Annotated in this window: 28 protein-coding genes; 17 read left to right on the top strand and 11 right to left on the bottom strand. The window is 60.7% G+C overall.

What is annotated here, in order from left to right:
- Positions 1-25 precede the first annotated feature (25 nt).
- On the bottom strand, positions 26-844 hold the full coding sequence (locus I6I71_RS07385; protein ID WP_236587274.1) for a trypsin-like serine protease: 819 nt from the start codon (positions 842-844) through the stop codon (positions 26-28).
- A complete protein-coding gene (locus I6I71_RS07380; protein ID WP_201819911.1) occupies positions 795-1,769 on the bottom strand; it encodes an acyltransferase family protein in 975 nt (324 codons plus the stop codon). Before I6I71_RS07380 ends, I6I71_RS07385 begins: the two co-directional genes overlap by 50 nt.
- A gap of 64 nt (positions 1,770-1,833) precedes the next feature.
- Between I6I71_RS07380 and I6I71_RS07375 the strand changes: the two genes are divergently transcribed.
- Together I6I71_RS07375 and I6I71_RS07370 are read left to right on the top strand one after the other, a co-directional pair.
- A complete protein-coding gene (locus I6I71_RS07375; RefSeq protein ID WP_083439755.1) occupies positions 1,834-2,508 on the top strand; it encodes a response regulator transcription factor in 675 nt (224 codons plus the stop codon).
- Entirely contained in the window at positions 2,505-3,473 is a 969-nt protein-coding gene (locus I6I71_RS07370; protein ID WP_201819908.1) for a sensor histidine kinase, read from the top strand. Before I6I71_RS07375 ends, I6I71_RS07370 begins: the two co-directional genes overlap by 4 nt.
- Here I6I71_RS07370 and I6I71_RS07365 read toward each other — a convergent pair.
- From I6I71_RS07365 to I6I71_RS07360, 3 genes are read right to left on the bottom strand one after another with little or no spacing between them, the layout of a single operon-like run.
- Complete coding sequence (locus I6I71_RS07365) at positions 3,457-4,089, bottom strand: Fic family protein (protein WP_201819905.1); 633 nt, start codon at positions 4,087-4,089, stop codon at positions 3,457-3,459. The two genes, I6I71_RS07370 and I6I71_RS07365, sit on opposite strands and share 17 nt — an antisense overlap.
- Positions 4,090-4,111: 22 nt before the next feature.
- Entirely contained in the window at positions 4,112-4,351 is a 240-nt protein-coding gene (locus tag I6I71_RS12285; RefSeq protein ID WP_269090330.1) for a chromate transporter, read from the bottom strand.
- The gene (locus tag I6I71_RS07360; protein ID WP_269090329.1) at positions 4,323-4,931 is read right to left on the bottom strand and encodes a chromate transporter; all 609 of its coding nucleotides are present in this window, start codon (positions 4,929-4,931) and stop codon (positions 4,323-4,325) included. The genes I6I71_RS12285 and I6I71_RS07360 overlap by 29 nt, the downstream gene beginning before the upstream one ends.
- A 72-nt stretch (positions 4,932-5,003) precedes the next feature.
- On the opposite strand from I6I71_RS07360, the gene I6I71_RS07355 reads away from it, so the two are divergent.
- From I6I71_RS07355 to I6I71_RS12275, 5 genes are all read left to right on the top strand, one after another.
- Positions 5,004-6,062: an FUSC family protein gene (locus tag I6I71_RS07355; protein ID WP_201819902.1), complete on the top strand. Its 1,059-nt coding sequence runs from the start codon at positions 5,004-5,006 to the stop codon at positions 6,060-6,062.
- A 233-nt stretch (positions 6,063-6,295) separates the two neighbouring features.
- Entirely contained in the window at positions 6,296-6,610 is a 315-nt protein-coding gene (locus I6I71_RS07350; protein ID WP_201819899.1) for an amphi-Trp domain-containing protein, read from the top strand.
- Between the two features lie 156 nt (positions 6,611-6,766).
- Positions 6,767-8,440: a SulP family inorganic anion transporter gene (locus tag I6I71_RS07345; protein ID WP_201819897.1), complete on the top strand. Its 1,674-nt coding sequence runs from the start codon at positions 6,767-6,769 to the stop codon at positions 8,438-8,440.
- 115 nt (positions 8,441-8,555) lie between these two features.
- Positions 8,556-8,768: a type II toxin-antitoxin system RelB family antitoxin gene (relB, locus tag I6I71_RS07340; RefSeq protein WP_070495362.1), complete on the top strand. Its 213-nt coding sequence runs from the start codon at positions 8,556-8,558 to the stop codon at positions 8,766-8,768.
- A complete protein-coding gene (locus I6I71_RS12275) occupies positions 8,768-9,127 on the top strand; it encodes a type II toxin-antitoxin system RelE family toxin (RefSeq protein WP_201819895.1) in 360 nt (119 codons plus the stop codon). Before relB ends, I6I71_RS12275 begins: the two co-directional genes overlap by 1 nt.
- Here the strand turns inward: I6I71_RS12275 and I6I71_RS07330 are convergent.
- The gene (locus I6I71_RS07330) at positions 9,067-9,441 is read right to left on the bottom strand and encodes an SMI1/KNR4 family protein (protein ID WP_187400303.1); all 375 of its coding nucleotides are present in this window, start codon (positions 9,439-9,441) and stop codon (positions 9,067-9,069) included. The two genes, I6I71_RS12275 and I6I71_RS07330, sit on opposite strands and share 61 nt — an antisense overlap.
- 149 nt (positions 9,442-9,590) lie before the next feature.
- Between I6I71_RS07330 and I6I71_RS07325 the strand changes: the two genes are divergently transcribed.
- Positions 9,591-10,949, top strand: coding sequence for an SWIM zinc finger family protein (locus I6I71_RS07325; RefSeq protein WP_201819893.1), 1,359 nt, complete (start codon positions 9,591-9,593; stop codon positions 10,947-10,949).
- Positions 10,949-14,200 carry a hypothetical protein gene (locus tag I6I71_RS07320; protein ID WP_201819891.1) on the top strand — a complete coding sequence of 1,084 codons (3,252 nt, stop codon included), beginning with the start codon at positions 10,949-10,951 and terminating at the stop codon, positions 14,198-14,200. Before I6I71_RS07325 ends, I6I71_RS07320 begins: the two co-directional genes overlap by 1 nt.
- 149 nt (positions 14,201-14,349) lie before the next feature.
- On the opposite strand, the gene I6I71_RS07315 is transcribed toward I6I71_RS07320, so the two are convergent.
- Both I6I71_RS07315 and I6I71_RS12170 read right to left on the bottom strand, forming a co-directional pair.
- Positions 14,350-14,856 carry an SMI1/KNR4 family protein gene (locus I6I71_RS07315; protein ID WP_187400300.1) on the bottom strand — a complete coding sequence of 169 codons (507 nt, stop codon included), beginning with the start codon at positions 14,854-14,856 and terminating at the stop codon, positions 14,350-14,352.
- A 9-nt stretch (positions 14,857-14,865) separates the two neighbouring features.
- Complete coding sequence (locus I6I71_RS12170; protein ID WP_255468575.1) at positions 14,866-15,000, bottom strand: hypothetical protein; 135 nt, start codon at positions 14,998-15,000, stop codon at positions 14,866-14,868.
- 225 nt (positions 15,001-15,225) lie between these two features.
- Between I6I71_RS12170 and I6I71_RS07310 the strand changes: the two genes are divergently transcribed.
- Positions 15,226-16,442 (top strand): IS3 family transposase gene (locus I6I71_RS07310; protein WP_101733890.1). Its coding sequence is split into 2 segments (ribosomal slippage): positions 15,226-15,487 and positions 15,487-16,442, totalling 1,218 coding nucleotides; the frame shifts between segments, so codons are not numbered across the junction.
- Positions 16,443-16,577: 135 nt separating this feature from the next.
- Positions 16,578-16,997, top strand: coding sequence for an Imm44 family immunity protein (locus I6I71_RS07305; RefSeq protein WP_201819890.1), 420 nt, complete (start codon positions 16,578-16,580; stop codon positions 16,995-16,997).
- A gap of 205 nt (positions 16,998-17,202) precedes the next feature.
- On the opposite strand, the gene I6I71_RS07300 is transcribed toward I6I71_RS07305, so the two are convergent.
- Positions 17,203-17,463 (bottom strand): HigA family addiction module antitoxin, encoded by a 261-nt coding sequence (locus tag I6I71_RS07300; RefSeq protein ID WP_236587444.1) that lies wholly within the window; start codon positions 17,461-17,463, stop codon positions 17,203-17,205.
- A 34-nt stretch (positions 17,464-17,497) separates the two neighbouring features.
- Positions 17,498-17,779 (bottom strand): type II toxin-antitoxin system RelE/ParE family toxin, encoded by a 282-nt coding sequence (locus tag I6I71_RS07295; RefSeq protein WP_201819888.1) that lies wholly within the window; start codon positions 17,777-17,779, stop codon positions 17,498-17,500.
- Positions 17,780-17,913: 134 nt separating this feature from the next.
- Here I6I71_RS07295 and I6I71_RS07290 point away from each other — a divergent pair, with 134 nt between their 5' ends.
- The 5 genes from I6I71_RS07290 to I6I71_RS07270 all read left to right on the top strand — a co-directional run bounded on the left by I6I71_RS07290 (position 17,914) and on the right by I6I71_RS07270 (position 21,320).
- A complete protein-coding gene (locus I6I71_RS07290; protein ID WP_201819876.1) occupies positions 17,914-18,159 on the top strand; it encodes a ribbon-helix-helix domain-containing protein in 246 nt (81 codons plus the stop codon).
- Between the two features lie 2 nt (positions 18,160-18,161).
- On the top strand, positions 18,162-18,404 hold the full coding sequence (locus I6I71_RS07285) for a toxin (protein WP_201819863.1): 243 nt from the start codon (positions 18,162-18,164) through the stop codon (positions 18,402-18,404).
- A gap of 100 nt (positions 18,405-18,504) precedes the next feature.
- On the top strand, positions 18,505-18,855 hold the full coding sequence (locus tag I6I71_RS07280) for a VOC family protein (RefSeq protein ID WP_201819862.1): 351 nt from the start codon (positions 18,505-18,507) through the stop codon (positions 18,853-18,855).
- 216 nt (positions 18,856-19,071) lie between these two features.
- The gene (gene cmtR, locus I6I71_RS07275) at positions 19,072-19,431 is read left to right on the top strand and encodes a Cd(II)/Pb(II)-sensing metalloregulatory transcriptional regulator CmtR (protein WP_201819861.1); all 360 of its coding nucleotides are present in this window, start codon (positions 19,072-19,074) and stop codon (positions 19,429-19,431) included.
- Positions 19,428-21,320, top strand: coding sequence for a heavy metal translocating P-type ATPase (locus I6I71_RS07270; protein ID WP_201819860.1), 1,893 nt, complete (start codon positions 19,428-19,430; stop codon positions 21,318-21,320). Before cmtR ends, I6I71_RS07270 begins: the two co-directional genes overlap by 4 nt.
- A gap of 31 nt (positions 21,321-21,351) precedes the next feature.
- Here I6I71_RS07270 and I6I71_RS07265 read toward each other — a convergent pair whose 3' ends face one another.
- The gene (locus I6I71_RS07265) at positions 21,352-22,356 is read right to left on the bottom strand and encodes an NAD(P)-binding domain-containing protein (RefSeq protein WP_201819859.1); all 1,005 of its coding nucleotides are present in this window, start codon (positions 22,354-22,356) and stop codon (positions 21,352-21,354) included.
- A gap of 198 nt (positions 22,357-22,554) precedes the next feature.
- Between I6I71_RS07265 and I6I71_RS07260 the strand changes: the two genes are divergently transcribed.
- Positions 22,555-22,800, top strand: a complete 246-nt coding sequence (locus tag I6I71_RS07260) for a ribbon-helix-helix domain-containing protein (RefSeq protein WP_201819858.1) — start codon at positions 22,555-22,557, stop codon at positions 22,798-22,800.
- The last annotated feature ends 12 nt before the right edge of the window (positions 22,801-22,812 follow it).

The following is a 22,812-nucleotide window of genomic DNA, read 5'->3' as shown; positions in this document are numbered from 1 at the left end:
CCACTACCTAGCCACTACCTAGCCACTACCCCTTCCGGCGCTGCAGCATCCAGAACAGTCCGCCCAGCACCACAAGCACGCCGAGGCCGACGAGGACCCACTGCAGCACCCCCGAAGCCTCCGAAGAAGACTCTGAAGAGGACTCCGGAGAAGACTCAGCATCATCGCTCTCCGGCTGCGAGATCGTTTCCTTGATCCAGTCGGCCTGGTCCGCAACCGGCGCCACGGCGACCGCCGCGTTGGAGGTCATTTCCTCCTCCGTGGGGTTCTCGGGATCTTCGAAAAGGCCGGCGGACATGATGGCGGCCACGTTGCCGTCGGCAAAAATAGCACCGCCAGAGTCACCCGGCTGGATACGGGCACCGTTTTCCAAGGCAACCTCCAAAGCACTCGGCGCCTCGAACAACGCCAGCGGGGATTCTCCCTTGACCTGGCCGGTTGCAGACGGCAACTTGGTGGAGCCGCCCGAACCGTCGGAAGACCAGCCGTACACGTTCACGCTGCCGGAAGGCACCGTGTCCGCAACGCCTGCGAAGTGGGAAAGCTGCATGGGTTGGGCGGTGTGAAGCAGGGCAATATCGCCACGCGGGGCGATCTCCCAGCGGTCCACTTCATACGTTTTCTGTTCGTCGCCCTGGCCGGTGCGTACCGTTGGTGCCAGCTTGCGGGCTGCCTCGGTGCAGTGTCGGGCGGTGATCACCCAGTGTTCGCTAATTGCGGTGCCGGTGCACACGCCGTCGTCTGGGTCGGTTTTTTCCACGCGCACGCTAACTACCGGGGTGGCTTCTTCGGCGTCACCGGCGAAGGTGGTGCTCTCCATGGCGAGGGCGGGGGGCGTCGACAAGCAGATGCCCACTACTGCTGCCAGACCCAATACTTTTTTCATTTCGTTTCCTTTCAATCCAGCCGGTGCCTGCGGTAACCCCGCGGCGCACGGCTTCCTCCATCGGCCCGCGCTTAAATACCGCGAGCCACGCGGTTGCGAACACGGCCGCACCGATGAGTGTTGGCACAACGCCAATAAACAGTGATGTTGGTACGTGCAGGAAGTAGAGCGTCAGCGGCATCGCACCCATGCGCGGCAGGACTATCTGCCACGGCTGCGCCACCAGGCAACACAGGGCGACAATTCCTACGCTTGCGCCGACGCTGCCGATCACATCCGCCAGCCCACCTGTGTGCCCCTGCGCCTCCAGGAAAAGGGGCAGCTCCAGGTACCAGCGCGATGCGATATCTGCCGCCATCAGACCAAGCCCCAGCACAGCAGCCACTGCCAGGCGCACCGGGCGCCCCAGCAGGTGTCGCTGCACCAAGATCCCGGACAGCAGCAGCGCAAGCCACATGAAGATCGGGTACACCCCGAGGCCAAACGGCAGGAACGCATAGGCCAGCCCGGAGATAAGCGCAGCCGCAGCCGCGCATCCCGCAAGCAAACCTGTTCCCTGCCCCGGCGCCCACGCCAGCACGACCATGCAGATGCCCAGCGTTCCCAACACGATGACGATGGAGCTTGGCACAAGCGACAGCACCATGCCGATCGCGATGATGATCAGCCCGCGCACCACGAAGTGCATCGGGCGCGCGCCACGATCGTGCATAAGTCCCATGCTGACCCCAGCGAGCAGGCCGAAGAGCGCCGCCGGAAACCCGTAGAGCACCTCGCCTAAAACACCGTTGGGGAATGTCAGGTGTGCGCAGATCATTCCGATCAGCGCGACCGCCCTGGCCACGTCCACACCGACAATCCGGTTCGCGTTTCGCATCTGCATGCTCATGACAGTAAAAGTACCCATGTTGCGACAGCGTTAACGTGCGCAACCTACCCTTGAAACCATGAGCATTCGCGTACTTGTGGTGGATGATGAGGTCTACCTTGCAGCGGCCGTCGCCGAGGCGTTGTCGCAGGCAGGAATGGATACCTTCACTGCCTTCGACGGCAAAGAGGCCCTAGCCAAGATCGATGAGCTCGGCCCCGATGTGGTGGTGTTGGACCGTGACCTGCCGCGCCTGCATGGTGACGAGGTATGCCAGCGCATCACTCAGGACCACCCGGCCACGCGCGTGATCATGCTGACGGCCTCCGGCACCCTGGATGACCGGTTGGAGGGGTTTGCCATCGGCGCCGACGATTACCTGCCCAAGCCGTTTGAAGTACCCGAGTTGATCGCGCGGGTGCAGGCGCTAGCAAAACGCGCCGTCCCCACGCAGGGCGAGGTGTTTCGCTGCGGCGATGTGCGGCTTGATACTTTCCGCAAACAGGTCACGCGCGCGGGGGTTCCGGTTGCCTTAAGCCCCAAGGAGTTCAGGGTGCTTGAGGTGCTGCTGCGTTACGACGGCGGCGTTATCTCCGCAGAATCCCTCCTCGAAGAGGCATGGGACGAAAACGCCGACCCGTTCACCAACTCCCCGCGCGTGACTATTTCGCATCTGCGCCGCAAGCTGGGCGACCCCTGGATCATCCACACCGCCCCCGGTGTGGGCTACTACGCGGCGGAGGAGCCGGCATGACTCTGCGAGCGCGCATCACCGTCATGTTCGTGGCAACCACTCTGGGTGCGGGACTGCTGCTCATCGGACTGGTGTACGCCTACCTGCGCTTTACCCCAGTTCCTTTCCAAGCGGAGTTCGCGGGCGAAGGCGCGGTGATTGACGCCGCCATCCCTATCACCAACGAAATCCTGCGCACCGTGCTGACCATCTCACTGGTGGTGTTGGCGCTGATGACGGCAGCCGCGGGAGCTGTGGGGTGGTTCCTCGCAGGCTTGGTCATCCGCCCATTGCGAGACATTGCGGCTACCGCCCAGCAAATCACCGCCGGCGACACGTCGGTGCGCATCACCCCTCCCACCGCAAACGATGAGATCGCCGAGGTTGCCGGCGCCTTAAACACCATGTTGGATTCCCTCGCCGCCGCCTTAGCTGCGCAGAAGCGCTTTGCTTCCAACGCCTCGCATGAGCTGAAAACACCGATCGCCACCATCCAAACCATCGCTGACGTCGCGCTTTCCAACCCCGCCGGCGCCACTGAAGCGCTCACCCGCATCCGGGAGGTCAACGCTCGAAACCTGCGCACCGTCGAGGGGCTTTTGCTGCTTGCAAACGCCCACTCCGGTCACCCCCTCAACCCCCAACCCGTCGACCTTTCCAAACTGTGCAAGGAAATCGCCGCCGAACGGGGCGTGCTGGCCGAGATCACCGAAGGCGTCGTGGTTGACGGCGACCCGGAGCTGCTGCGCCAGGCGGTGGACAATCTTGTGCGCAACGCCGTTACCCACGGTGCCCCCAACACGGCCACGCTTGCGCTTTCTCACCCCGCCACGGTCAGCGTCACCAACGCCGACGGCGACGCGCGCTCCACCACCGGCCACGGCTTGGGTCTCACCTTGGTGCAGGCTATTGCAGACGCCCACCGCGCCACCTTCACCATCACCCAGCACGACGACGGCTCCGTGGTAGCTACCTTAGGTTTTTAAGCAGCATCTCCACGACCGGCTCCACTTCCCCAAACACATAGGCGCGTGCTAGCAGGTCGCTGAACGTGGCACTCACGGTGGGGTCTTCGTCATCATGCGGCACTGCAAGCAACGCCCCAGTCCCTTGGCCCAGCAGGTAACTGTTCGCCGCGAAAATCGCGGTGCGTTTGTTGCCGTCCTCAAACGGCTGGGCCCGCGCGAGCTCGACAAACAGGTACGCGGCAGCCTCAAGCGGGTCCGTATGGGCCAGCTGCTTTGTGACGATCACGTCTACCTCCCCAGCCGTCAACGCCTCCGGCTCATGTCTGCCATGCGCAGTGTTGACTCCGATACCTTGCTCGGCGCGCCGCAGCGCCCCCGGATTGAGGGCTGCACTACGCGTCAGTTGGCCATTAATCCTGCTCAAGTAGTCCGCATTAATGTGGCTACCAGCAGTTTTGATAACAAACTCCGCCGCCGCCTGCAAGTCTTGCAGCAGCGCCAAGTCCCCTCTCCCCCGCACACCGTCGGTGTCCCCAGTGCGCAAAAACTTGTCGGTTGCGAAACGACTGGTGGACAGCCCGTCAAACACCACGCCAGCGGTGTAAATGACGTTTAAAAGGTCGTGCGCGTGCATGGCGCCCACGCTACAGCACCACTTACAACGCAACCCAGCCAACCAGGGCCGCCAGCGGAACCACAGCCCAGGCTGGAGCCTTGAAGTTGTGTAGCGCCGCGAACGCCGCCGCGGCAACCGCCATCGTCGCAGGCCCGTGGATGCCGACGGTGAACACAGGGTTGTACAGCGCGGCGGCCAAGATGCCCACAACTGCTGCGTTAGCGCCAGCCAAGGCACTGGCAGCCTTCGGGTTAGCGCGCAGGCGATCCCAGAACGGCATCACGCCAACAACCAACAGCGCTGCGCTGGGGTGTGGCGGGGATGGGGTGCTGTGGGGCGTCGATACGCAAAAGCACGAGCGTAACCAGCATGCCAACCGCAATGGCTCCCACCTGGGCCAACGGGTGCGGCACCAGCAGAACCACCAGGAACGCTCCCAACGCCACGGCGGCGCGCAGCCGGTCAGTGACAATGCTTTTGCTCATGCCCAGCACCGCCTGCGCCACCACGGCAACCGCCGCAGCCTTCATCCCCGCGAGCCAACCCGCGCCCGAGATGTCGCCCAGCCGTGCCACCCCAAGAGCAAACGCCACCAAGAGGATGACGCTGGGCAGCGTGAATCCCACAAACGCGGCAAACATACCTCCGTAGCCTGCGCGCTTGAGCCCGATTGCCATACCCACCTGGCTCGATGCCGGCCCGGGCATGAACTGGCACAGCGCAACTAGGTCCGCGTACTCCTCATCTGTGAGCCATTTTCGCTTGTCAACAGACTCGTCGCGAAAATAGCCCAGGTGCGCCGTCGGGCCGCCAAAAGATGTCAAGCCGAGGCGGGTAAAGATGCGCAGCACTTCCAACACGCGATCCGAGCGTACTGTCTCTTCGTTAAAGTGTCTCGGGTACCAATAACGATTGCAGCCAGGAGGTTACAGGTGCGCCACTTCAGTCCTCTCTTCCAGATGGGGCCTGCCCGGCGCGACCACATCCCCGCCTTCCGCGTCGCCCTCGGCGTTGCAATCCCGATGTTCGCGCTGCTTGCGTTAGGACGCCTCGATCTCGCCATCTACGCCAACTTCGGCGCCTTCACCGGCGTCTATGGCCGACACACCACCCGCGCAGTGCGGTTGCAACATCACCTTTTGGCTGGCTGTGCACTAACTTTGGCGGTCACGCTCGGTGCGACAATTGCGTGGCTAGACATCAGTCCGTGGGTTCTGATGGTTGTGACCTGCCTGGTGTCCTCGCTGTGGGCCACGGTCGCACTTGCCAAGGATATGAAGCCCACCGGCTCCGTGTTCGTCGTCTTTTCGGTGGCAGCCGTCGGCTCTTTAAGCAACCCGGTACATCCGCTGATGGCGTTCGCTATCGCGGGCAGTGCGGCGCTGATAAGCCTGGTCCTAGGCCAGTTTTCCCACCTCTTCGGCGAAGGCCCGGGTGGCGACGCAAAGGCGAACGAGCTTCCCACCCGCGGCCCCAACGCCAAACGCTTGCCATGGGTCCGACTCAGAGTTGAGGCCGCGCGCTTCTTCTTCGCACCACTGATCGCCGGCACCCTGGGTCTTATCTCGGTGACGCTGATTGATCCGCTCTCCCACTCCTATTGGGCCATGGTTGCCGCCGTCGCTCCCCTGGTGAACTCGCGCTTTCGTATGCAGTACTACCGTGCGATCGAGCGAGTCCTTGGCACCCTCACCGGCATCGCGGTCGCCGGGTTTCTGCTCTCCCACTCCTTGGAGGGCTGGCAGCTTGTCATTTGGATCGTGGTCCTGCAGTACCTCACCGAAATGTATGTCACCCGCAACTACACCATCGCCGCAAGCTTCATCACCCCAACCGCGCTTCTGATGGTGCAGGCGGTCGACGCCGCCCCCGTCGGCCCCATGCTCTTGGCTCGAACCGCCGAGACGGTTATCGGCGCGATCGCGGCGCTGATCATCATCGCGATCGGGTACGCACGCAAGTACCCAAGCGTCATCCCGCGGCTAAGGTGAAAACAAGGCTCTACTTTACGACGATTCCCCCTTCACCAACGCCACCGGCGAGAGGTTCAAAGTGGAGTTTTCCCTGGCGACGCGAAACACACGAAGGGCTTGGCGGCTACCACATAACGCTCGCCTACTGGTGACCCTTCACGCTAATATTTCCGCAGGTCAGGTCTATTTTCTGATAGAGTGAGGGTACATATTCAGGCATACACTTCCTATTCCAAGAAAGGATCGCACCAATGCAGAACGCAAACCCCGCTCGAAAAAACCAAAAACTCCTGAAAAGCAAGGCGGACTTTAGCCGCGAACAGCTGGCGGACCTCTTGGAAAACCTGGCCACCCGCATCCGTGAAGGCGAAATGACCATCGGCACCGGGGATGCTGCCCTAGGCATGAAGCTTCCTGGGACGATCCGCACCACGATGGAGGTCACCGACTCCCGAAAGCGCCGCGGCATCGAACGCGAACTAGAGCTTGAGCTCTCCTGGTACGTCGACGACGCTGGCGCACCTGTGGACACGGCATCACCAGTCTCTGGGTTCGCCGTCTCCTAACTTCCAGCTGGCTTCCAGCAGGTCAGGAAGTTGTAATCCCTCAACCTAAAGCACCGCCGAAAACCGGGAACGAGAACCGGGAACGCGGCCGTCGCCAGGTGGCTCCTTGTGTATCCTTTGGGTGTCATTGAGGCCATAAAGGAGCAAGAAAGAAGCATGCCCCACCCCGCCGCCTCTAAGGAGAGCATCCGTTCCCGTGCCCTCCGTTTCGCGCCGCGCCGCTCGGATTGGTCTCGCGCGACGATCGGTCGAGACCTCTCGGCAGGTCTCATGGTGGCGCTTGTCGCACTCCCTCTCGCGCTTGGCTTCGGCGTTGCGTCCGGTGTCGGTGCGGCAGCCGGAATCACAACAGCCATCGTCGCGGGCATCCTAGCCGCGATCTTCGGCGGCAGTAACGTCCAGGTAAGCGGCCCGACCGGCGCGATGACCGTCGTGTTAATCCCCATCGTTGCTGACCACGGTGCTGATGGGGTGCTCGTTGTCGGCGTACTGGCGGGTATCATACTGCTCTTGCTGGCGTTCACCGGCGCCGGCCGCGCGATGAAGTACATGCCTTTGCCTGTCGTCGAAGGTTTCACCGCTGGTATTGCGTTGATCATCGGCCTCCAGCAGCTGCCGGCAGCGCTCGGTGTTGACGTGGACGGCGAGAAAGTCCTCGGGTTGGCGTGGGGTGCGATCAAAACTTGGTTAGATGCTCCGGCATGGCAGGCGCCTGTGATGACCCTCGCGGTGGCAGCCGGGATCTTGCTTGCCGCGCGTATTCGTAGCGGCTTTCCCGCGGCGCTGGTGTTGGTAGCAGCCGCGACGGCCATCAACATGCTGGCAGACGGCAGCCTGAAGACCATCGGCTACATCCCGTCGACGTTGCCTGCTCCGCGCTTGCCGCAGATCCCTTGGGAGCACCTAGATTCCTTGCTGTTGGCCGCGGTCGCCGTCGCAGCCCTCGGTGCGCTGGAATCATTGCTGTCTGCGACGGTTGCTGACGCAATGACCGTCGGCGACCGGCACGACCCCGACCGCGAGCTCTTCGGGCAGGGCGTGGCCAACGTCGTCGCTCCCCTGTTCGGCGGAATCCCCGCAACCGCCGCGATTGCCCGAACTGCCGTCAACGTGCGCGCTGGCGCAGGCACGCGCTTAGCTGCAGTGTTCCATTCGCTGCTTCTGCTCGTTGCCGTGCTCGTCGCGGCCCGCTGGGTGGGCGAGATCCCCCTCGCCGCGCTCGCCGGCGTGCTCATCGCCACTGCGATCCAGATGATCCACCCGCGCAACATCCGCTCAGTGATGCGCGCAACCAAGGGCGATGGGGTGACCCTGCTCATCACGGCTGTCGCCACCGTCGTGTTCGACCTTGTCGTCGCCGTGCTCATCGGCCTTGTTATTGCAGGCTTCTTCGCACTGCGCGAAACCGCCCGCACAGCGGTGCTAGAGACCGCCCCGCTGGATACAGGAGATCACCGCGACGAGGAACGCGAGCTCCTCGACGAGCACATCGCCGCCTTCCGCCTAGAAGGCCCCCTCTTCTTTGGCGCAGCGCACGATTTCCTTCTCGATCTCGCTGATGCCTCATCGGTCGAGGTTGTCGTGCTCCGCATGCGCTACCTCACGACGATCGACGCCACCGGCGCCCAGATGCTCGCCGACACAATCGGACACCTCGAACGCCGCGGCACCACGGTCCTACTCGCATCCACGAAGCCAGAACATGTTCCGGTGTTGCGCGAACTCGGCGTATTCGACCAGCTTGCGCACGAGAATCACGTCTTCGACAACACTCCCGATGCCATCGCCCACGCCAGACTGCATGTCGCGCGCAATCAGCACGACGAGTAGCGCTGTCGAATGTCTATCGAGGAATCGAAGCCGGACCACTTGCACTCCATGCACACCTTGCTGGCAGCCAGAGAACCTAAATACACTGTATTCAGAGCAGTGGAAAGGAGAAACAATGAGCACAATGACAGTGCGGATGAGTGAACAAGATGCTGTACTCGTGCGCAAGTTCGCACAGTTCGAGGGCGTCACTGTCTCCGAGTTCGCCCGCACCGCCATCTTGGAAAAGATCGAAGATTCCTACGATCTCCAAGAACTTCGCGAAGCGATTGCACACGACTCAGGCGAACGCTTCAGCATCGACGAAGTGCTCGCTGAGCTCGACTAATGTCACCTCAGTCCAGCACCTACCGCGTTGAGTTGACCGCGCGAGCACCCAAGCAACTCAAGAAGATGGACCGCTTCGACGCCAAGATCCTGGCAACATGGATCAAAAACAACCTCGATGGATGTGCCGATCCACGCGCCTTTGGTAAGGGATTGACCGCGAACCGTGCGGGAGAATGGCGCTACCGGGTGGGTTCTTACCGCATCCTCATCACCCTGAATCTCACCCATGTTCAGTATCCGTTTTCGAGCATGCACGTATCCACGCCGCTCCGGTTCGGTTCCGATTCGGACGAGCGCTATTCGTCGAAAAGCAGCTCGATCGGCTCCGTTTCCCGCGACTCGTGGTCCCAGACGTAGAAGCTGTCATCGCCGGGCAGGAGAACGATCGCGTTGCCTTCCTGATCCTCGGCGACGACGATGGCGTCCTGCGGGAATCCGTCGGCCTGGGAACGCCACGTTTCGGTTTCCTTGACCACGTGATTCGCCGAGCGTGCGAGACGGCGACGGTCTGAATCGTCGTACACCGGATAGAGGAACCAGTAGCCCTCGTCGGCGTCGTCGATTTCGCCGCCGTTCTCCAACATCAGGCGCTGCCGCAAGTCGTCTGGGAAGGTGCGGCCCAATGCTTCCTCAGCAGCGCGGATTCGTGATTCTTCAACGGGGAATGCCATGCGGCCAGTCTATGCGAAACCCAGCCCCCGCTATGCGAGCACCGCAGAACAGCATCGTCACAACCGTCCGGCAACCTCACACGAGGTCACGTAAGCTGAGCGGCAAATACGGCTTACCACTGACACTGGGCACTGGCTGGGAGGACTAGATGGTAAGGACCTTCTCCAGAGAAACCACTCTCGTAGATGACCGGCTCACGCTCGCACTCGCGCCCGGGCTGGAGCCTGATGGACTTAACGCGTCCCCCAGTTTCTTCCATGGATTTGCAACCCACCCGCAGGTGCTCGCACGCGGGCTCGTAACACTCGCAGACATCACCGCCACCCGCTATTACAACTTCACCCCGATGGCGGAGCGCGACCCGATCCTTTCCGCACACGGCGATCGTCTGCGGGCCGAGTGTTTCTCGGGGTGCAACGCCGTCTACGCGTGCTTCGAGGTGATGGGCTCAGGCCTTGACGGCGGTGACATCGGTCGTGGCACGACCAACGTCGATATCGGCCCCACGTCCAGGGTGATGCTGTCCAATCTGCCGCGCCACGAACTTCTGCATCTCGACGTCGGCGCAGAGGGTCTGCGGGCGGCGACGCTGACGACGTCCACGGTTGAGCGTCCTGTGACAATGCCGTCACGCTGGGTGCCCGCACTAGGCAACGCGGCGCAGTCACAACAAGGTTTCGTCGAGGCGTTCCGGGTGCCGGCCTCGGGTGCACGCCGATTCCTTGCAGGATTGCCCCCTGCGAGCTCGTCCGGGCATTCAGCCTGGCTGTCCTCATCCCGTGGTGCGGTAAAGGTCAGTGCGGTGGCGACGCCGGGAGCGGTGCTGGTCAGTGGTCTGCAGCGGCTAAGCGCCCTAAAACGGCTGTTGCCGCACACGCAAGGGCTCGTCGTCCACGGCCCCGCCGACGAGCACACCGTTGGAGCAATGATCACGCTGCTGCTTCCGGACGCTCGGCTCACCCTCGGGCTGACTGATAAAGAATGGCGCGGGTACTCCGGCGAAGGCTCACTACTGGCCTCGCTGGCCGAACCGAACGTCATGGAAGACGCCGAGCTGGTGAGCGCCATGTTGGCCTTTGAGCCGATCATTGATATACACCGCCTTACCAAGGACACCGCGCTTCCCGAGTCTCGAGTGAAAGCCGCTCTGGCAGTGCTCGCGGCCTCTGGCCGCGTGGGGTGGGATGTCAACGACCAAGCCTATTTCCATCGCGAACTGCCAGACACGCCCGAACGGGTGGAAAAGGACAATCCACGGTTGACTGCAGCACAAAAGCTCGTGTCCGCTGGCGCCGTGCGAAGCGCCGGTTCGGATGCCTGGACCGTCACATCGGGTGACGCTGAATACGGCGTGCGGCTCGGCCCCGATACTGACGTCCCCGAGAAGGGCGCCACCTGCAGTTGCACCTGGTATCTCTCACATGCTGGCGACCGTGGTCCGTGCAAGCACGTTCTCGCCGTCATGCTCACTTACAAGACCAGCCCCACCGAACGACAAGGACTCTAATGACAGTGAATCCGAGGCTGCATGAGGCCGTTGAAATCTTCCGCGAATTAGGTTGGGACAAGGCTGATATCGCCGATGCGCCAACGCTGCCGCTAGGCACGAAAGAACAACAAAAAGCGGCCCTAGCCGGGCTGAGAACCGGCGACTGGAGCGAGTACCGGAGAATCAAATCCAACTCTTACCGCTGGATCAGCGTGGTGGACGTCAATGAAACGATGCTCGCCCTGTTTGCGTTGCGCCTCGGCGTAATCCCGCGCAGGGCAGCGTCGTTGCTGCAATACACCGACGATAGTGTTTTGGCCCGCTGTGTTGCCCCACGAGGCAAGACTTACGCCTCCAAGTTCATCGATGAAGTGTGTAACCCTCGCCTGAGGGCGTCTGAGCACTCCCTGTCCGTCCATGGGGAGGCAGCCGTCCGGTTGGTGTGCGAATTGGGGCTACCCGTTCCGGAAAAAACCGACTACCTCAAAGATTGGGCAGTAGTGGCGCTTGCGGCGCTTACCGGTGACGTCGCCGAAATCTTATGGCCTGAAAAACATGCGCTCCTGGCCCTCGAAGAACTGCGCCCTTCATTTGACGAGCACTGGCGGGCAGCACTGCATTCGGGTGTACCCATGACGGGGCCTTTGGGCAAGCTTCTTTCCGCTGCGGTCAAGGAGGGGATGATCGAGCGCGACGCGGGGACCGAGCAGCTCTTTGCGTCTTTGGATGCGGCGGTGCGTCCTGGTGACCGCAAAGAGCTCACGTCGTTGATCGTGAACGACATCGCGGTGACCGACGATGAACTGGTCTCCCGCGTCGACGCGCTGATCCCCGTCCTAAGCCACGGTGAAGGGCCAGTTGTCGAGGGCTTCGGTCCTCGGCTGATTGCGAATGTGGCCGACGATCTGGTGGGCGAAGTGGCTCTGGCATGCCTTTATGCGAAGACAAAGAAGGCAGTGCGACACGTGTTGACTGCCTTGAAGCAACGAGACTTTCCCGGGCAGCCGAGTGCTGAACTGCTATACGAGAGGCTGAGTGAACTTGCCCAGTCCCACGACAAGGCCACGGTCAAGTTGGCTGAAGCGGTGCTGACACATTGGAACATGAGCCCCGCAGCCCCAAGCGACGAGCCCGTGATCACCGGACTGTGGCAGCCAACTCCGCAGCTGTGGGACGTCCCAAGATTTGAGGTGGGTGAAGTCACCCCGGAGGCGTTGACGGAAGCGCTTCGCGTGTTGAAATCTCGCGGTGACGTTGTTCTGTTCGGCCTTGACGCAGACCGGTTCCTGGCACTGGCGGTCGCGCTGGCGAACCACAGCCTAGATGACACCCGCAGGGCGCTGCGTGGGATCTCGGCGGTGTACTGGGCAGACGCCGTCCGCAACTGGTTGGCGGACGAACCGGCACGCCCTCGTTGGCGAACAGGAGGCTCCCTGTGGGACATGCATCTTGAAGGCACATTGGACCACCTCGGACAGATTCCTTGCCTGCTGTCGCAGCCATCGCGGGTTGATCTGAGTGTCGAGTTCGACGATCTCGTTGCGTCCTTGGAAAAGTATGCGGCCGCGGGCGTCCCAGTGCTGCAAGCTGATCTGGTTTTGGCGCTAGCTCGCCTGGACGTGACGAAAGCGGATGCCAACGCGAACCTGCCCGAGGTCCCGGTGAAGTTGCTAGACGGCAAGCAGCTGGTTCGCAGCGCAGCCCGAGTAATCACGTCCTACTTGAAGAGGCCATTCGTCATTCCAGAGGCACCTTCTACCTTGTCAGATCACGATGACAGCTTGGTCTGGCCCAGATCATTGGTCGGGTTGAACCGCAAGATGAACCTGGAAAACCGGATCGGGACCTATTTCGGGGTGTTCCCCAACTGGGGTGACGCCCTGAACGTCGAGCTTCATCGACGCGATCCGCATGTGGCGTCAATCATGGCCCGGCAGCTGGCTCGTAGCGCCAAGCCACTTGAACCCGGCGCGGCGGTGAATCTGCTTGCGGTCCAGCGTCACGGCCGCCCGGAGCATGCCACGGAGTCAGCGTTGGCGCTGCAAGAAGCCTGGGAGCGTGGGCTGTTAGTGCCCGGCGTGGCCGATATCGACTACCTCGACTGGAATGATCAGTTGAGCAATATCGCATCGTTTGTCGAGTCATTGCGCGAGGCTGCGGATCGGGGCATGTTGTCAGTTGTCTGGCCACTTTTGGATGACGTACTCGTCGCCTCTGCCAAAACCCCGCGGATGTTGGCAGGCACCGCCGAGGCAGCTCAGGCGATGCAGGACTACGTCGGCGAGGTGCTGGCTGCGGTCAGCTCAGGTGTTGCACCGGCGTCAGCGTTGGAGGTGCCGGGGGTACGCGCGCTCGCGGCTCGGAAAGGTTCTTCAAAGGCGGTTGACGCGGCCAGGGGTGTCGTCAAGCAACTGCCCGATCGGCAGGTGGAACCTCCGCAGCCTGCTATGCCTGCGCTCGACGTAGCGCTGTTCGAACGGATCTGGCCGACAGCGGCCGGGACCAAGCCGAACATCCCGGATGGGGCGACGTATTCGCTGCGCGAGGCAGGTTCGAACACAAAGCAGCCCCACCTGCAATTCGACATGGTTGTTCCCAGCTACCCGGCGTCCGTATTCGAGATTGAAAGCCTGACCAGATTGTTCCTTGAAATCCGGGAAGAAAGGCAGGCCAGTTCCAAGCGCGTGAACCAGGACGAGCCGGAAGGCAAGGAAAGCTGGCTCTATTGGGACGGCAACGCCCTGGTTGCAGACGATTCCAGAAACTGGAGCGAGGCTACACCTGAGCTTTCCGACGCGCTTATTGCGGTATTGATCGCTTACACAGGGGTTCGCGCCGACAACGTCCACCAGAAGCGGGAATGGGCAGCGGAACGACTACAAGAATTGGCCGAAAAAGAGGCGTACGGCTCCGCTGCTGTGAAGGCCGCCACGATCGGGTTGCTGCCGTACCACGAGGTGTGGAGCCCGGCGCGGGTGGTGTACACCCTGGAAAAACAGCCTGAAATGCTGCCGTTCCTGTGGCCAACGTTGAGCGAACCCCTGTGGTTCGCCGGAAACCAGGAGACGGTACCCACGTGGGTGAACCGTGTCCTCGACGTTGTGACACTGCACGCCGAGATCCTGCTCGAAGCCACCCGCCGGGGATACATACCGGCTGACGCGTGGGACGGCATCGGTGCGTTGGCAGCGAAGAAGGGCTCGTCTGCAGCACTGAAGAAAGCCCGAGTGCTGGCCAAGTCCTTCGGAACAGTCACGTCCCTGGGGTGATTGGAAACGCCCTTTCGGCGCCACAGCTCCCGAGAACCCCGATCATTCCGTTTTGGTCGATGCTGTCAAGGACGCCCACACCCGCACATTTGCCACAGGCGTCGACATCGCACCTCCGCTAACGACCGTCAGCTGAGACCAAGGTGCAATCATTCAAAATAGTTGAAGGGAAACCTCACACGCAGTTGCGGATGGATGCTGTTCAGAAGGTCCGAAACTTCCTGCTCGTATTCATCAATCTCCTGCCCCTCGTCAAGCTTCTCCTCCAGCTCCGCCAACAGGAACGCCATCCTGAGAAAACCAGTGAAGTCGATCTTCAGATCGAGGAAGCTCTCTGGCCCTCCGTACTCCCCCTGGTCGTGATCGAAAAAGAACACTGTCTTGCGCCGTGCACTCAAGAACCACTCATCGCCCTGCCCCGACTGCCCGATAAGCAACAGATCTTCGGGCAAACCATCGCCACGTGCTCGACGATTCCACTCGAGCACCCTCTGATAGCCATACAGAACAATGTCCGGCGTGAGACTTACCCCGGCATAACGATGAATGAACTCGGTGTACGTTGCATCGATGTCAGGGATCTTGCCTTTGTCTTTTATGGCGGGATCAAGCTGCTCAAGAGAACTAAAAAGCTCGTTCGGATCAATCAACTTCATGATTTTTCCCTACTCATCCGTGACTGGAGACTGATCGACGAAAACCACTTCGACGGCATCGTCGCCCGCCAGCATAACAAGGGCGGTGCCGGACAGAGCTTCCTCGGTGGCGCGGATTCGATTGCCATCGGCAAGGAAGGTCATGCCGACAGATAAACCTGAGCCTAAACCTGAGCCGCCCAATTCCTCATTCCAACCGAGCCATGCGCACCACCATGTCACTCATGCCAAACGGCTCCACGCACACGAAAAGGGCGGCCATTCAGCCGATCAGCCAGAGTCTGAACGACGCACTCGGCTACGTACTGCTGAGGTTACCCTCGTTTAGTGGACACCCGACTTGTACGGATGTTGTGTCCGTAGGAGAGGATGTTCATTGTGAGTCAACAACGCAAGAAGTACACGCCGGAGTACCGGCGTGAAGCTGCGAATCTCGTGATTGAATCGCAGCGCCCGATCGCTCATGTGGCCCGGGAGATCGGTGTCGCTCCGGGGCTTTTGGGCAGGTGGGTCAAAGATGAAAAACAGCGCCGAGGCGCCAGCGATGGGATGAGCGAGACAGATCTTCGCGCTGAGATTGCTCGTCTGCGTCGTGAGCTGGCAGAGGCCAGGCTAGACAATGAGTTCTTGTCAAAAGCGACAGCCTTCTTCGCCGCGAAGCAACGCGAACAGAAAAGTTCGAACTAATGCGGCAGGAGAAGGCGAACTACAGCATCAAACGCATGGCACGTCTGTTGAAAGTGTCCCGGTCCGGCTACTACAAATGGGCCAATAAGCAGGAACAACGGCTATCTGGAAACGATGATCGGGCAGCATTCTACGACGATGTTGACCGCAAGATCCATCAGATCTGGTCAGATTCTGATCACGTCTACGGTGCCCCACGGATCACTGCGGAACTTGCCGAGCGCTACGGCATTGCACTAAACCGCAAGACTGTGGCCAAGCGGATGCGTCTGATGGGCATTGAAGGGATTTCACCGCGGGCCTTCGTCCCGGTGACAACGATTCAATCTAAGCGTAAGTCCACGCTTCCGGACCTGGTCAAGCGTATGTTTGATGCCGGTGAGCTTAATCGGGTGTGGATGTCGGATATTACCTACCTGCGCACCGGTGAGGGCTGGTTGTACTTGTGTGTTATCCGCGACGGCCATTCCCGCCGTGTGCTGGGCTGGGCGATGGATAGCGTTCAAGATACTTCTCTGGTTGAACGGGCCTTGCGCATGGCCTATACGCTGCGTGGTGAGGTTGCTGATGGTCTGGTGTTTCACGCTGATCGTGGATCACAGTTTACAAGCGATCAGATCTGGGACGTGTGCCGTGACCTGGGTATCGCCCAGTCCGTTGGGCGTACCGGAGTGTGCTTCGATAATGCGATGGCTGAGTCGTTTTGGTCAACACTTAAAACCGAGTTCTATGACCGGCAGCGCTGGCCTACCCGTGACGCTGCACGTAGGGCTGTCGCGCGCTGGATTGAGGTGGTCTACAACCGTCGACGCCGGCACTCCGCACTCGGGATGATCAGCCCCGTCGACTTCGAGTACCACATCACCCAAGCCACCAACAAAAAAGAAACAGCTGCCTAACCATCAGGCAGCTCCACTACGTGTCCACGATTTGCGGGCAACCCCACTGCCTAATAGAACGGATATCCTGATAGCCGGCCAACATTAACGAATTTCGGATCGGTAAGGCACAAAAGACACCAAGGAAAACACAAAATGAGACTGTGGAATTCCGCTGAAGCAGAGCACACTGTAGGGCACGCATACAGTGCGATTGCGAATGAGATTGAGAAAATAGTTAATTCATATATTGAGGACACACAGTTTTCTGATGCATATGAAGACTGGTGCTGGGCCTACATTGCGATCCTAGAAGGACCGGTTATGCAGAAAATGAAGCTGCCCGAGGTTGTGCGCCGCAACAATAAACAAAAGGATTTAGAGTTTCGACTGAAAATCGACTATCAGTCTTTCCTTGATGGCGACCATAATCGACGACTCGGACTAATTATCGATTCCTTGAATCGCTGCTTAAACCATCCAAAAATGACGAAAACTTGGAAAGTACCCGAAAGCGACATAGCCATTCTCAAACAAGCGCTACAGGCAGCAGAGCAAGAAATGAGGCAAGATTAAAGGCTGCCCCACCGAGCGCTGGTAGCGGTCGGTGGGGCAGCCCGACTGGTGGAGGGGAACGCGAAGCCCTAGCAGAGCGTCTCAAAAGCATTCCACTCAAAGTCGTAGAGGCTACCGAATAAGCACTCTCAAGAAACACCGAAGTTCGCTAGAAACACAGGCTCCAAAGACGGAACTCATCATCTTTTGGATTGAAAAAGCAAAGCTATGCCGAGGCAGCCTGCAGCGGCTGAATCCGCTCAATCTCGGCAAGGATTTTATCCTCTGCCACGTCCAAGTCGTACTGGGTCTGTAACCCGAGCCAGAACTGGGGGCTCATTCCGAAATACTTCCCTAAACGGAGTGCAGTATCGGCAGTAACAGCGCGCTTCCCGTGGACGATCTCGTTGATCCGGCGAGGGGGGACGCCGATAGAAACAGCAAGCTTGTGCTGCGTTATCCCCATCTCCTCGAGGAAGTCCTCCATTAGAATTTCACCAGGGTGTACTGGTGGAAGCTTGTCAGTGATAGTCAACAATCTCGACCTCCTCTGGACCAGCTGCCGTCCACCGAAAGCAGATCCGCCACTGGCTATTGATGCGAATACTGTGCTGACCCCGCCTATCCCCTTTCAACGCCTCGAGACGGTTTCCCGGCGGAATCCGCAACTCTTGAAGGCTCTGCGCGTAGCCAAGCTGACGCAATTTACGCAGCGCCACTGAGTGGATGCGGGAATCGATCGAGGGCACACGCTCTCGATTCCACAAACGCTCAGTGTCCTTGTTGGCGAACGACTGGATCATGCTTCACCCTATCCCCCCATAACGCGAAGCGTCAATAACGTACCGCGTTAAATTTGAAATCCACTGAGCGTCGAACGGAACGGAAGTAACCTCACCCTAGCCGATAGAACCATTTCCGTATTACGATTGCTGTCATGAAAGCTATCAATGGGCAACCAGTCAGCGAAGAGCAAATCGACGCATGGGTAGCCGAAGCTGAGAACGGCTACGACGTGGAGACGCTTCGTCGTCGAGGCAGGAAACCTCGTGATGAAGATGCTGCGAAGGTTATCTCTATTCGACTCTCCCCTAGCGAGATCTCGAGCCTCGATAAGTATGCAGCTGCCAACGGATGGTCACGGTCTCAGGCAATCCGCGAAGCGTTAAAGAACGCCATCTAGACATGGACGTACGCCGTAGCGCCACGAAACACGGCATCAAGCCTGAGGACTCAGTTACTGCCGCGACATCAGGTTGTGTTTTTAAGGCCCCACTCGACGAAGAGCACCCTCAGGGGGAAATACGCCTGGGGTTCGACGGCTCAATGAGACTGCTCGAGCTCGTCGTTCTCCTCTGGGACGACGGCACCGAAACGATCATCCACTCGATGAAGGCGCGCAAACAATATCGAAGCCTGCTCGACTAGTCACGAATAGCTTCAAAGAAACCCGATGATCTTCGCGGATACAGCAATCGTGCGCTCGCCAGGGCATTGCCTTGTCGGATCCCATCCTCACAATGGGGCCATGAGTATTGTCAATCTCACTATCCGGCAGATCACCTTCGACTGCCACGATCCGTCTAGGCTCGCCGAGTTCTGGTCCGCTGCCACAGGCTGCGAAATCGCCGCAGATTACGGGGACTTCGTCATGGTTGATTCCACTCCGGCGCTGGGATTTCAGCGCGTACAGGATCCCACACCTGTCAAGAACCGCATGCATATCGACGGCTACGGGGCTGACCGCGAAGCCCTGGCGGAACGGCTGAAGGGGCTAGGCGCAACCGAACTCGGTACCCACGAGGCGACGGGATTGGTATGGACCGTCATGCAGGATCCGGAAGGCAACGAGTTCTGCGTGGGCAACCCCGAAGCCTAGCTACACATTGAACTTGAACTCCACGGTATGTAGTTGCAAAGTTACTTTCTCGAGAACCTCGCCGCCCACGTCGCTCCCGCGTTGGGTGGCAACCGAACCACAAAGGATCAGTCATCTGCTATCCCATCGACTAATTCTTGCAGGTCGCAGGACCTTCGCGTAACTGTCAGTTCAGCGCATTTTGAATAGTTCAGCACACGATGTATTGTTCAGCACATGCTGACCATTGCTTCACGCCTCGACGTCATGAACCGGCTCGGCCGGGCCATGGCGGATCCGACGCGCTCCAGAATCCTGCTGACCCTACTTAACGGCCCGAGCTACCCGGCCGTGCTTTCGCGCGACCTGAACCTGACCCGCTCGAACGTTTCGAACCACCTGACCTGCTTGCGTGACTGCGGCATCGTCGTCGCCGAGCCGGAGGGTCGCAAGACACGCTACGAAATCGCCGATCCGCACCTCGCGACAGCACTCAACGCACTAGTGAACGCGACGTTGGCTGTCGACGAAAACGCCCCGTGCATCGACCCTGAGTGCTCGGTGCCCGGCTGCGACGGGAAAGGAGTGGACGCATGAGTTCAGCATGTGGATGCGAACACGAGCCAGCCACGGAGATCGAAGATCTCGATCGGCCATGGTGGAAGGACCCCGAGTTGCTACTACCAATCTTCTCTGGCGTAGCCCTCGGTATAGGCCTGGCGCTGGACTGGTCCGGGCTAGAGACACCCGCGACAGTACTGTTCTGGGTCGGCCTGCTGCTAGGGGCGTATACGTTCGCGCCCGGCGCGATACGGAACCTCGTCACAAAGCGCAAGCTCGGCATTGGCTTGCTGATGACGATCAGCGCGATCGGCGCGGTAATCCTCGGTTACGTCGGAGAGGCCGCGGCGCTAGCGTTCCTGTACTCGATCGCTGAGGCGCTGGAAGACAAGGCGATGGACCGGGCCCAGGGCGGACTGCGGGCACTGTTGAAGTTGGTGCCGCAGACCGCGACGGTACTGCGCGACGGCACGGCGGTCGAGGTCACCGCGAAGGACCTCGTGGTTGGCGAGCTGATGCTCGTGCGCCCCGGAGAGCGGATCGCCACAGACGGCATCATTCGGTCCGGGCACTCCAGCCTTGACACCTCAGCGATCACCGGAGAATCCATTCCGGAGGAGGTTGCGCCCGGCGACGAGGTGCCCGCGGGAGCGATCAACTCCGCCGGCGTGCTGGAAGTCGAGACGACCGCAGCTGGAACGGACAACTCGCTGACCACACTCGTGGACCTGGTCGAGCAGGCGCAGGCGGAAAAGGGCGACCGCGCCCGGATCGCCGACCGGATTGCCCGACCCTTAGTGCCCGGGGTGATGATCCTGGCGGTGCTGGTCGGTGTGATCGGCTCGCTGCTCGGCGACCCCGAGACGTGGATCACCCGTGCGTTGGTGGTTCTGGTCGCAGCATCGCCGTGCGCGCTGGCAATCTCCGTGCCGTTGACGGTCGTGGCCGCGATCGGCGCAGCCAGCCAGTTCGGAGTGGTTATCAAGTCTGGCGCGGCGTTCGAGCGGCTCGGCGGCATCCGTCACCTGGCGGTGGACAAGACCGGAACCCTTACACGCAACCAGCCCGAGGTTACCGGCGTTGTCCCGGCGGACGGATTCGATCGGGCGCAGGTACTTGCCTTCGCGGCGGCAGTTGAGCAGCAATCGACGCACCCCCTCGCCGCAGCGATCGCGGCAGCGGTCCCCAAAGCCCCCACCGCCTCGGACATCAGCGAGGAGGCCGGTCATGGCATCGGCGGCACCGTCGAAGGTCGACGGGTGCTGGTTGGCAGCCCCCGGTGGATCGACGCCGGGCCACTAAAGGTAGACGTTGAGCGCATGGAGTCCGAGGGTCAGACCTGCGTCCTTGTTACCGTCGATGACGCCCTCGCCGGGGCTATCGGGGTCCGCGACGAGCTGCGTCCCGAGGTGCCCGAAGCCGTGCAGACCCTGCACGCCAACGGCGTGGAAATGAGCATGCTCACCGGCGACAACGCTCGCACCGCACGTGCGCTGGCTGAAATCGCCGGAATCGACGACGTGCGCGCCGAGCTGCGTCCAGAGGACAAGGCAAGCATCGTCGCCGAGCTCTCCTCCAGGACGCCGACGGCGATGATTGGCGACGGCATCAACGACGCTCCTGCGCTGGCGGGCGCGACGGTGGGCATAGCGATGGGAGCAACCGGCTCTGACGCCGCGATCGAGTCCGCTGACGTCGCCTTCACCGGCCACGACCTCCGGCTGATCCCGCAGGCGCTGCAGCACGCCCGCCGAGGCAGCAGGATCATCAACCAAAACATCGTGCTGTCTCTGGCCATCATCATCGTGTTGATGCCGCTGGCGATCAGCGGCGTGCTGGGCCTGGCTGCCGTCGTGTTGGTTCACGAGGTCGCCGAAGTCATCGTGATTTTGAACGGCCTGCGAGCTGCGCAAGCGAAGCGCTGAGTCGAGTTACGCGAGTTACTTTGGCGCCATTTCAAAACTCGTGCTGCCGTGCTTCATCGACACGGCCCGCGACTACCTGGGCAGTGTGTTTGGCGAACGGCCCGACACCCATCAGGGTTGCCGAGCCGTCGCCGGTCCAGTTGCCGTAACCGACGAGATGCAGATTCTCCACTTCAGGTTCGCGGTCGCGCATGAGGTGGCGGAATGGGCCGAGGGCCGGACGGAAACCAGTGCACCAGATCAGATGGTCGTGGTCGAGCTCACTCAAACTATCGAAGATGGGGGTAGAGGTGAGCTGGCCGGAATCGCGGAGCTCACGTAGATGAGGAAGCGCGACAATGTCGCCGAGGTCCCCGAGGTCCCCGAGGTCCCCGAGGTTCGGGCCGGAATCGCCACCGAGAATCCGGCGGCGGCTGCGGAGAAAGAGATCGCGGCCATCGACGTCGTCAGGCATCCAGCGCGGTTGCTCACGTGTGAACCATGTGACCTCCGACGACCCGATGAGGTCCGCGGCGATCTGGGCACCCGAGTTCGCCCCGCCGACCACCGCGACCTTCGCGCCGCGGAATGGTTCGGGGCCAGGGTAGGTCGACGAGTGCCACTGACGTCCACGGAAGGTGCCCGGATAGTGGGGCACGAAGGGCGCGGACCACGTGCCGGTGGCCGCGACAACGTGGTCCGCTGTGAATTGACCGGCGCTCGTATCTAGGAAGAACATCCCTTCGTCATGGGACACGCTGTGAACGTGCACCGGGCGCCGAACCGGGAGGTCGTAGCGTCGTTCGTAGCTTTCCAGATAGTCGATGACATGACGTGCCGGCGGGTACCCCGGGTACCGCGGCATAGGCCAGCCGGGCAGATTGGAGAACTCCGCGGCGGAGAAAAGCGTCAGTGAAGGCCACGTGTGCAACCACGCTCCACCGGGTTCCTCTTGGTTGTCCAAGATCATGAAGTCCACTTTGAAGCGCCGCAGGTAGTAAGACGTGGCTAGACCGGACTGGCCACCACCAACGACGACGGCCGTGTGATGCTCCATGGCGCCTCTCACCTCATCGGGCACATGCCCGACCACTTGCGTCTCCGAGAATTTACCAACAGGGAGAGCTTGTCAGTAGTAGTCAACAATCTCCACCCTAACACCCGCGTTACACGTTGAACTTGACCTCCACGGATTGTCGAAAGACTATAACCTGCCCCTAGCCACCAAGCCCTTTTCCGTATTACGATTACGTGCATGAAAACTATCAACGGGAAGCTAGTCAGCGAAGAGCAAATCGATGCGTGGGTAACCGAAGCCGAGAAAGGCTACGACGTAGAGACACTTCGTCGACGTGGAAGGAAACCACGAAACGAAGACGCTGCGAAGGTTATCTCCATTCGGCTTTCCCCCAGCGAGATATCGGACCTCGACAAGTATGCGGCTGCAAACGGATGGTCACGCTCTCAGGCAATCCGCGAAGCGCTAAAGAATGCTATTTAGAAATGCACGTAG

Source organism: Corynebacterium riegelii, assembly GCF_016728505.1.
In the GTDB taxonomy this organism is placed as follows: domain Bacteria; phylum Actinomycetota; class Actinomycetes; order Mycobacteriales; family Mycobacteriaceae; genus Corynebacterium; species Corynebacterium riegelii.
This window is presented reverse-complemented; position numbering and strand designations above follow the sequence as displayed.

Bases quoted from the DNA above. Each gene is read 5' to 3' on its own strand.
- I6I71_RS07380 (WP_201819911.1), bottom strand. From the start codon at position 1,769: ATGCAGATGCGAAACGCGAACCGGATTGTCGGTGTGGACGTGGCCAGG.
- I6I71_RS07375 (WP_083439755.1), top strand. From the start codon at position 1,834: ATGAGCATTCGCGTACTTGTGGTGGATGATGAGGTCTACCTTGCAGCG.
- I6I71_RS07370 (WP_201819908.1), top strand. From the start codon at position 2,505: ATGACTCTGCGAGCGCGCATCACCGTCATGTTCGTGGCAACCACTCTG.
- I6I71_RS07365 (WP_201819905.1), bottom strand. From the start codon at position 4,089: ATGCACGCGCACGACCTTTTAAACGTCATTTACACCGCTGGCGTGGTG.
- I6I71_RS12285 (WP_269090330.1), bottom strand. From the start codon at position 4,351: ATGCCGTTCTGGGATCGCCTGCGCGCTAACCCGAAGGCTGCCAGTGCC.
- I6I71_RS07350 (WP_201819899.1), top strand. From the start codon at position 6,296: ATGCAGAACGCAAACCCCGCTCGAAAAAACCAAAAACTCCTGAAAAGC.
- I6I71_RS07345 (WP_201819897.1), top strand. From the start codon at position 6,767: ATGCCCCACCCCGCCGCCTCTAAGGAGAGCATCCGTTCCCGTGCCCTC.
- relB (WP_070495362.1), top strand. From the start codon at position 8,556: ATGAGCACAATGACAGTGCGGATGAGTGAACAAGATGCTGTACTCGTG.
- I6I71_RS12275 (WP_201819895.1), top strand. From the start codon at position 8,768: ATGTCACCTCAGTCCAGCACCTACCGCGTTGAGTTGACCGCGCGAGCA.
- I6I71_RS07330 (WP_187400303.1), bottom strand. From the start codon at position 9,441: ATGGCATTCCCCGTTGAAGAATCACGAATCCGCGCTGCTGAGGAAGCA.
- I6I71_RS07325 (WP_201819893.1), top strand. From the start codon at position 9,591: ATGGTAAGGACCTTCTCCAGAGAAACCACTCTCGTAGATGACCGGCTC.
- I6I71_RS07320 (WP_201819891.1), top strand. From the start codon at position 10,949: ATGACAGTGAATCCGAGGCTGCATGAGGCCGTTGAAATCTTCCGCGAA.
- I6I71_RS07315 (WP_187400300.1), bottom strand. From the start codon at position 14,856: ATGAAGTTGATTGATCCGAACGAGCTTTTTAGTTCTCTTGAGCAGCTT.
- I6I71_RS12170 (WP_255468575.1), bottom strand. From the start codon at position 15,000: ATGACCTTCCTTGCCGATGGCAATCGAATCCGCGCCACCGAGGAAGCT.
- I6I71_RS07305 (WP_201819890.1), top strand. From the start codon at position 16,578: ATGAGACTGTGGAATTCCGCTGAAGCAGAGCACACTGTAGGGCACGCA.
- I6I71_RS07300 (WP_236587444.1), bottom strand. From the start codon at position 17,463: ATGGAGGACTTCCTCGAGGAGATGGGGATAACGCAGCACAAGCTTGCT.
- I6I71_RS07295 (WP_201819888.1), bottom strand. From the start codon at position 17,779: ATGATCCAGTCGTTCGCCAACAAGGACACTGAGCGTTTGTGGAATCGA.
- I6I71_RS07290 (WP_201819876.1), top strand. From the start codon at position 17,914: ATGAAAGCTATCAATGGGCAACCAGTCAGCGAAGAGCAAATCGACGCA.
- I6I71_RS07285 (WP_201819863.1), top strand. From the start codon at position 18,162: ATGGACGTACGCCGTAGCGCCACGAAACACGGCATCAAGCCTGAGGAC.
- I6I71_RS07280 (WP_201819862.1), top strand. From the start codon at position 18,505: ATGAGTATTGTCAATCTCACTATCCGGCAGATCACCTTCGACTGCCAC.
- cmtR (WP_201819861.1), top strand. From the start codon at position 19,072: ATGCTGACCATTGCTTCACGCCTCGACGTCATGAACCGGCTCGGCCGG.
- I6I71_RS07270 (WP_201819860.1), top strand. From the start codon at position 19,428: ATGAGTTCAGCATGTGGATGCGAACACGAGCCAGCCACGGAGATCGAA.
- I6I71_RS07265 (WP_201819859.1), bottom strand. From the start codon at position 22,356: ATGGAGCATCACACGGCCGTCGTCGTTGGTGGTGGCCAGTCCGGTCTA.
- I6I71_RS07260 (WP_201819858.1), top strand. From the start codon at position 22,555: ATGAAAACTATCAACGGGAAGCTAGTCAGCGAAGAGCAAATCGATGCG.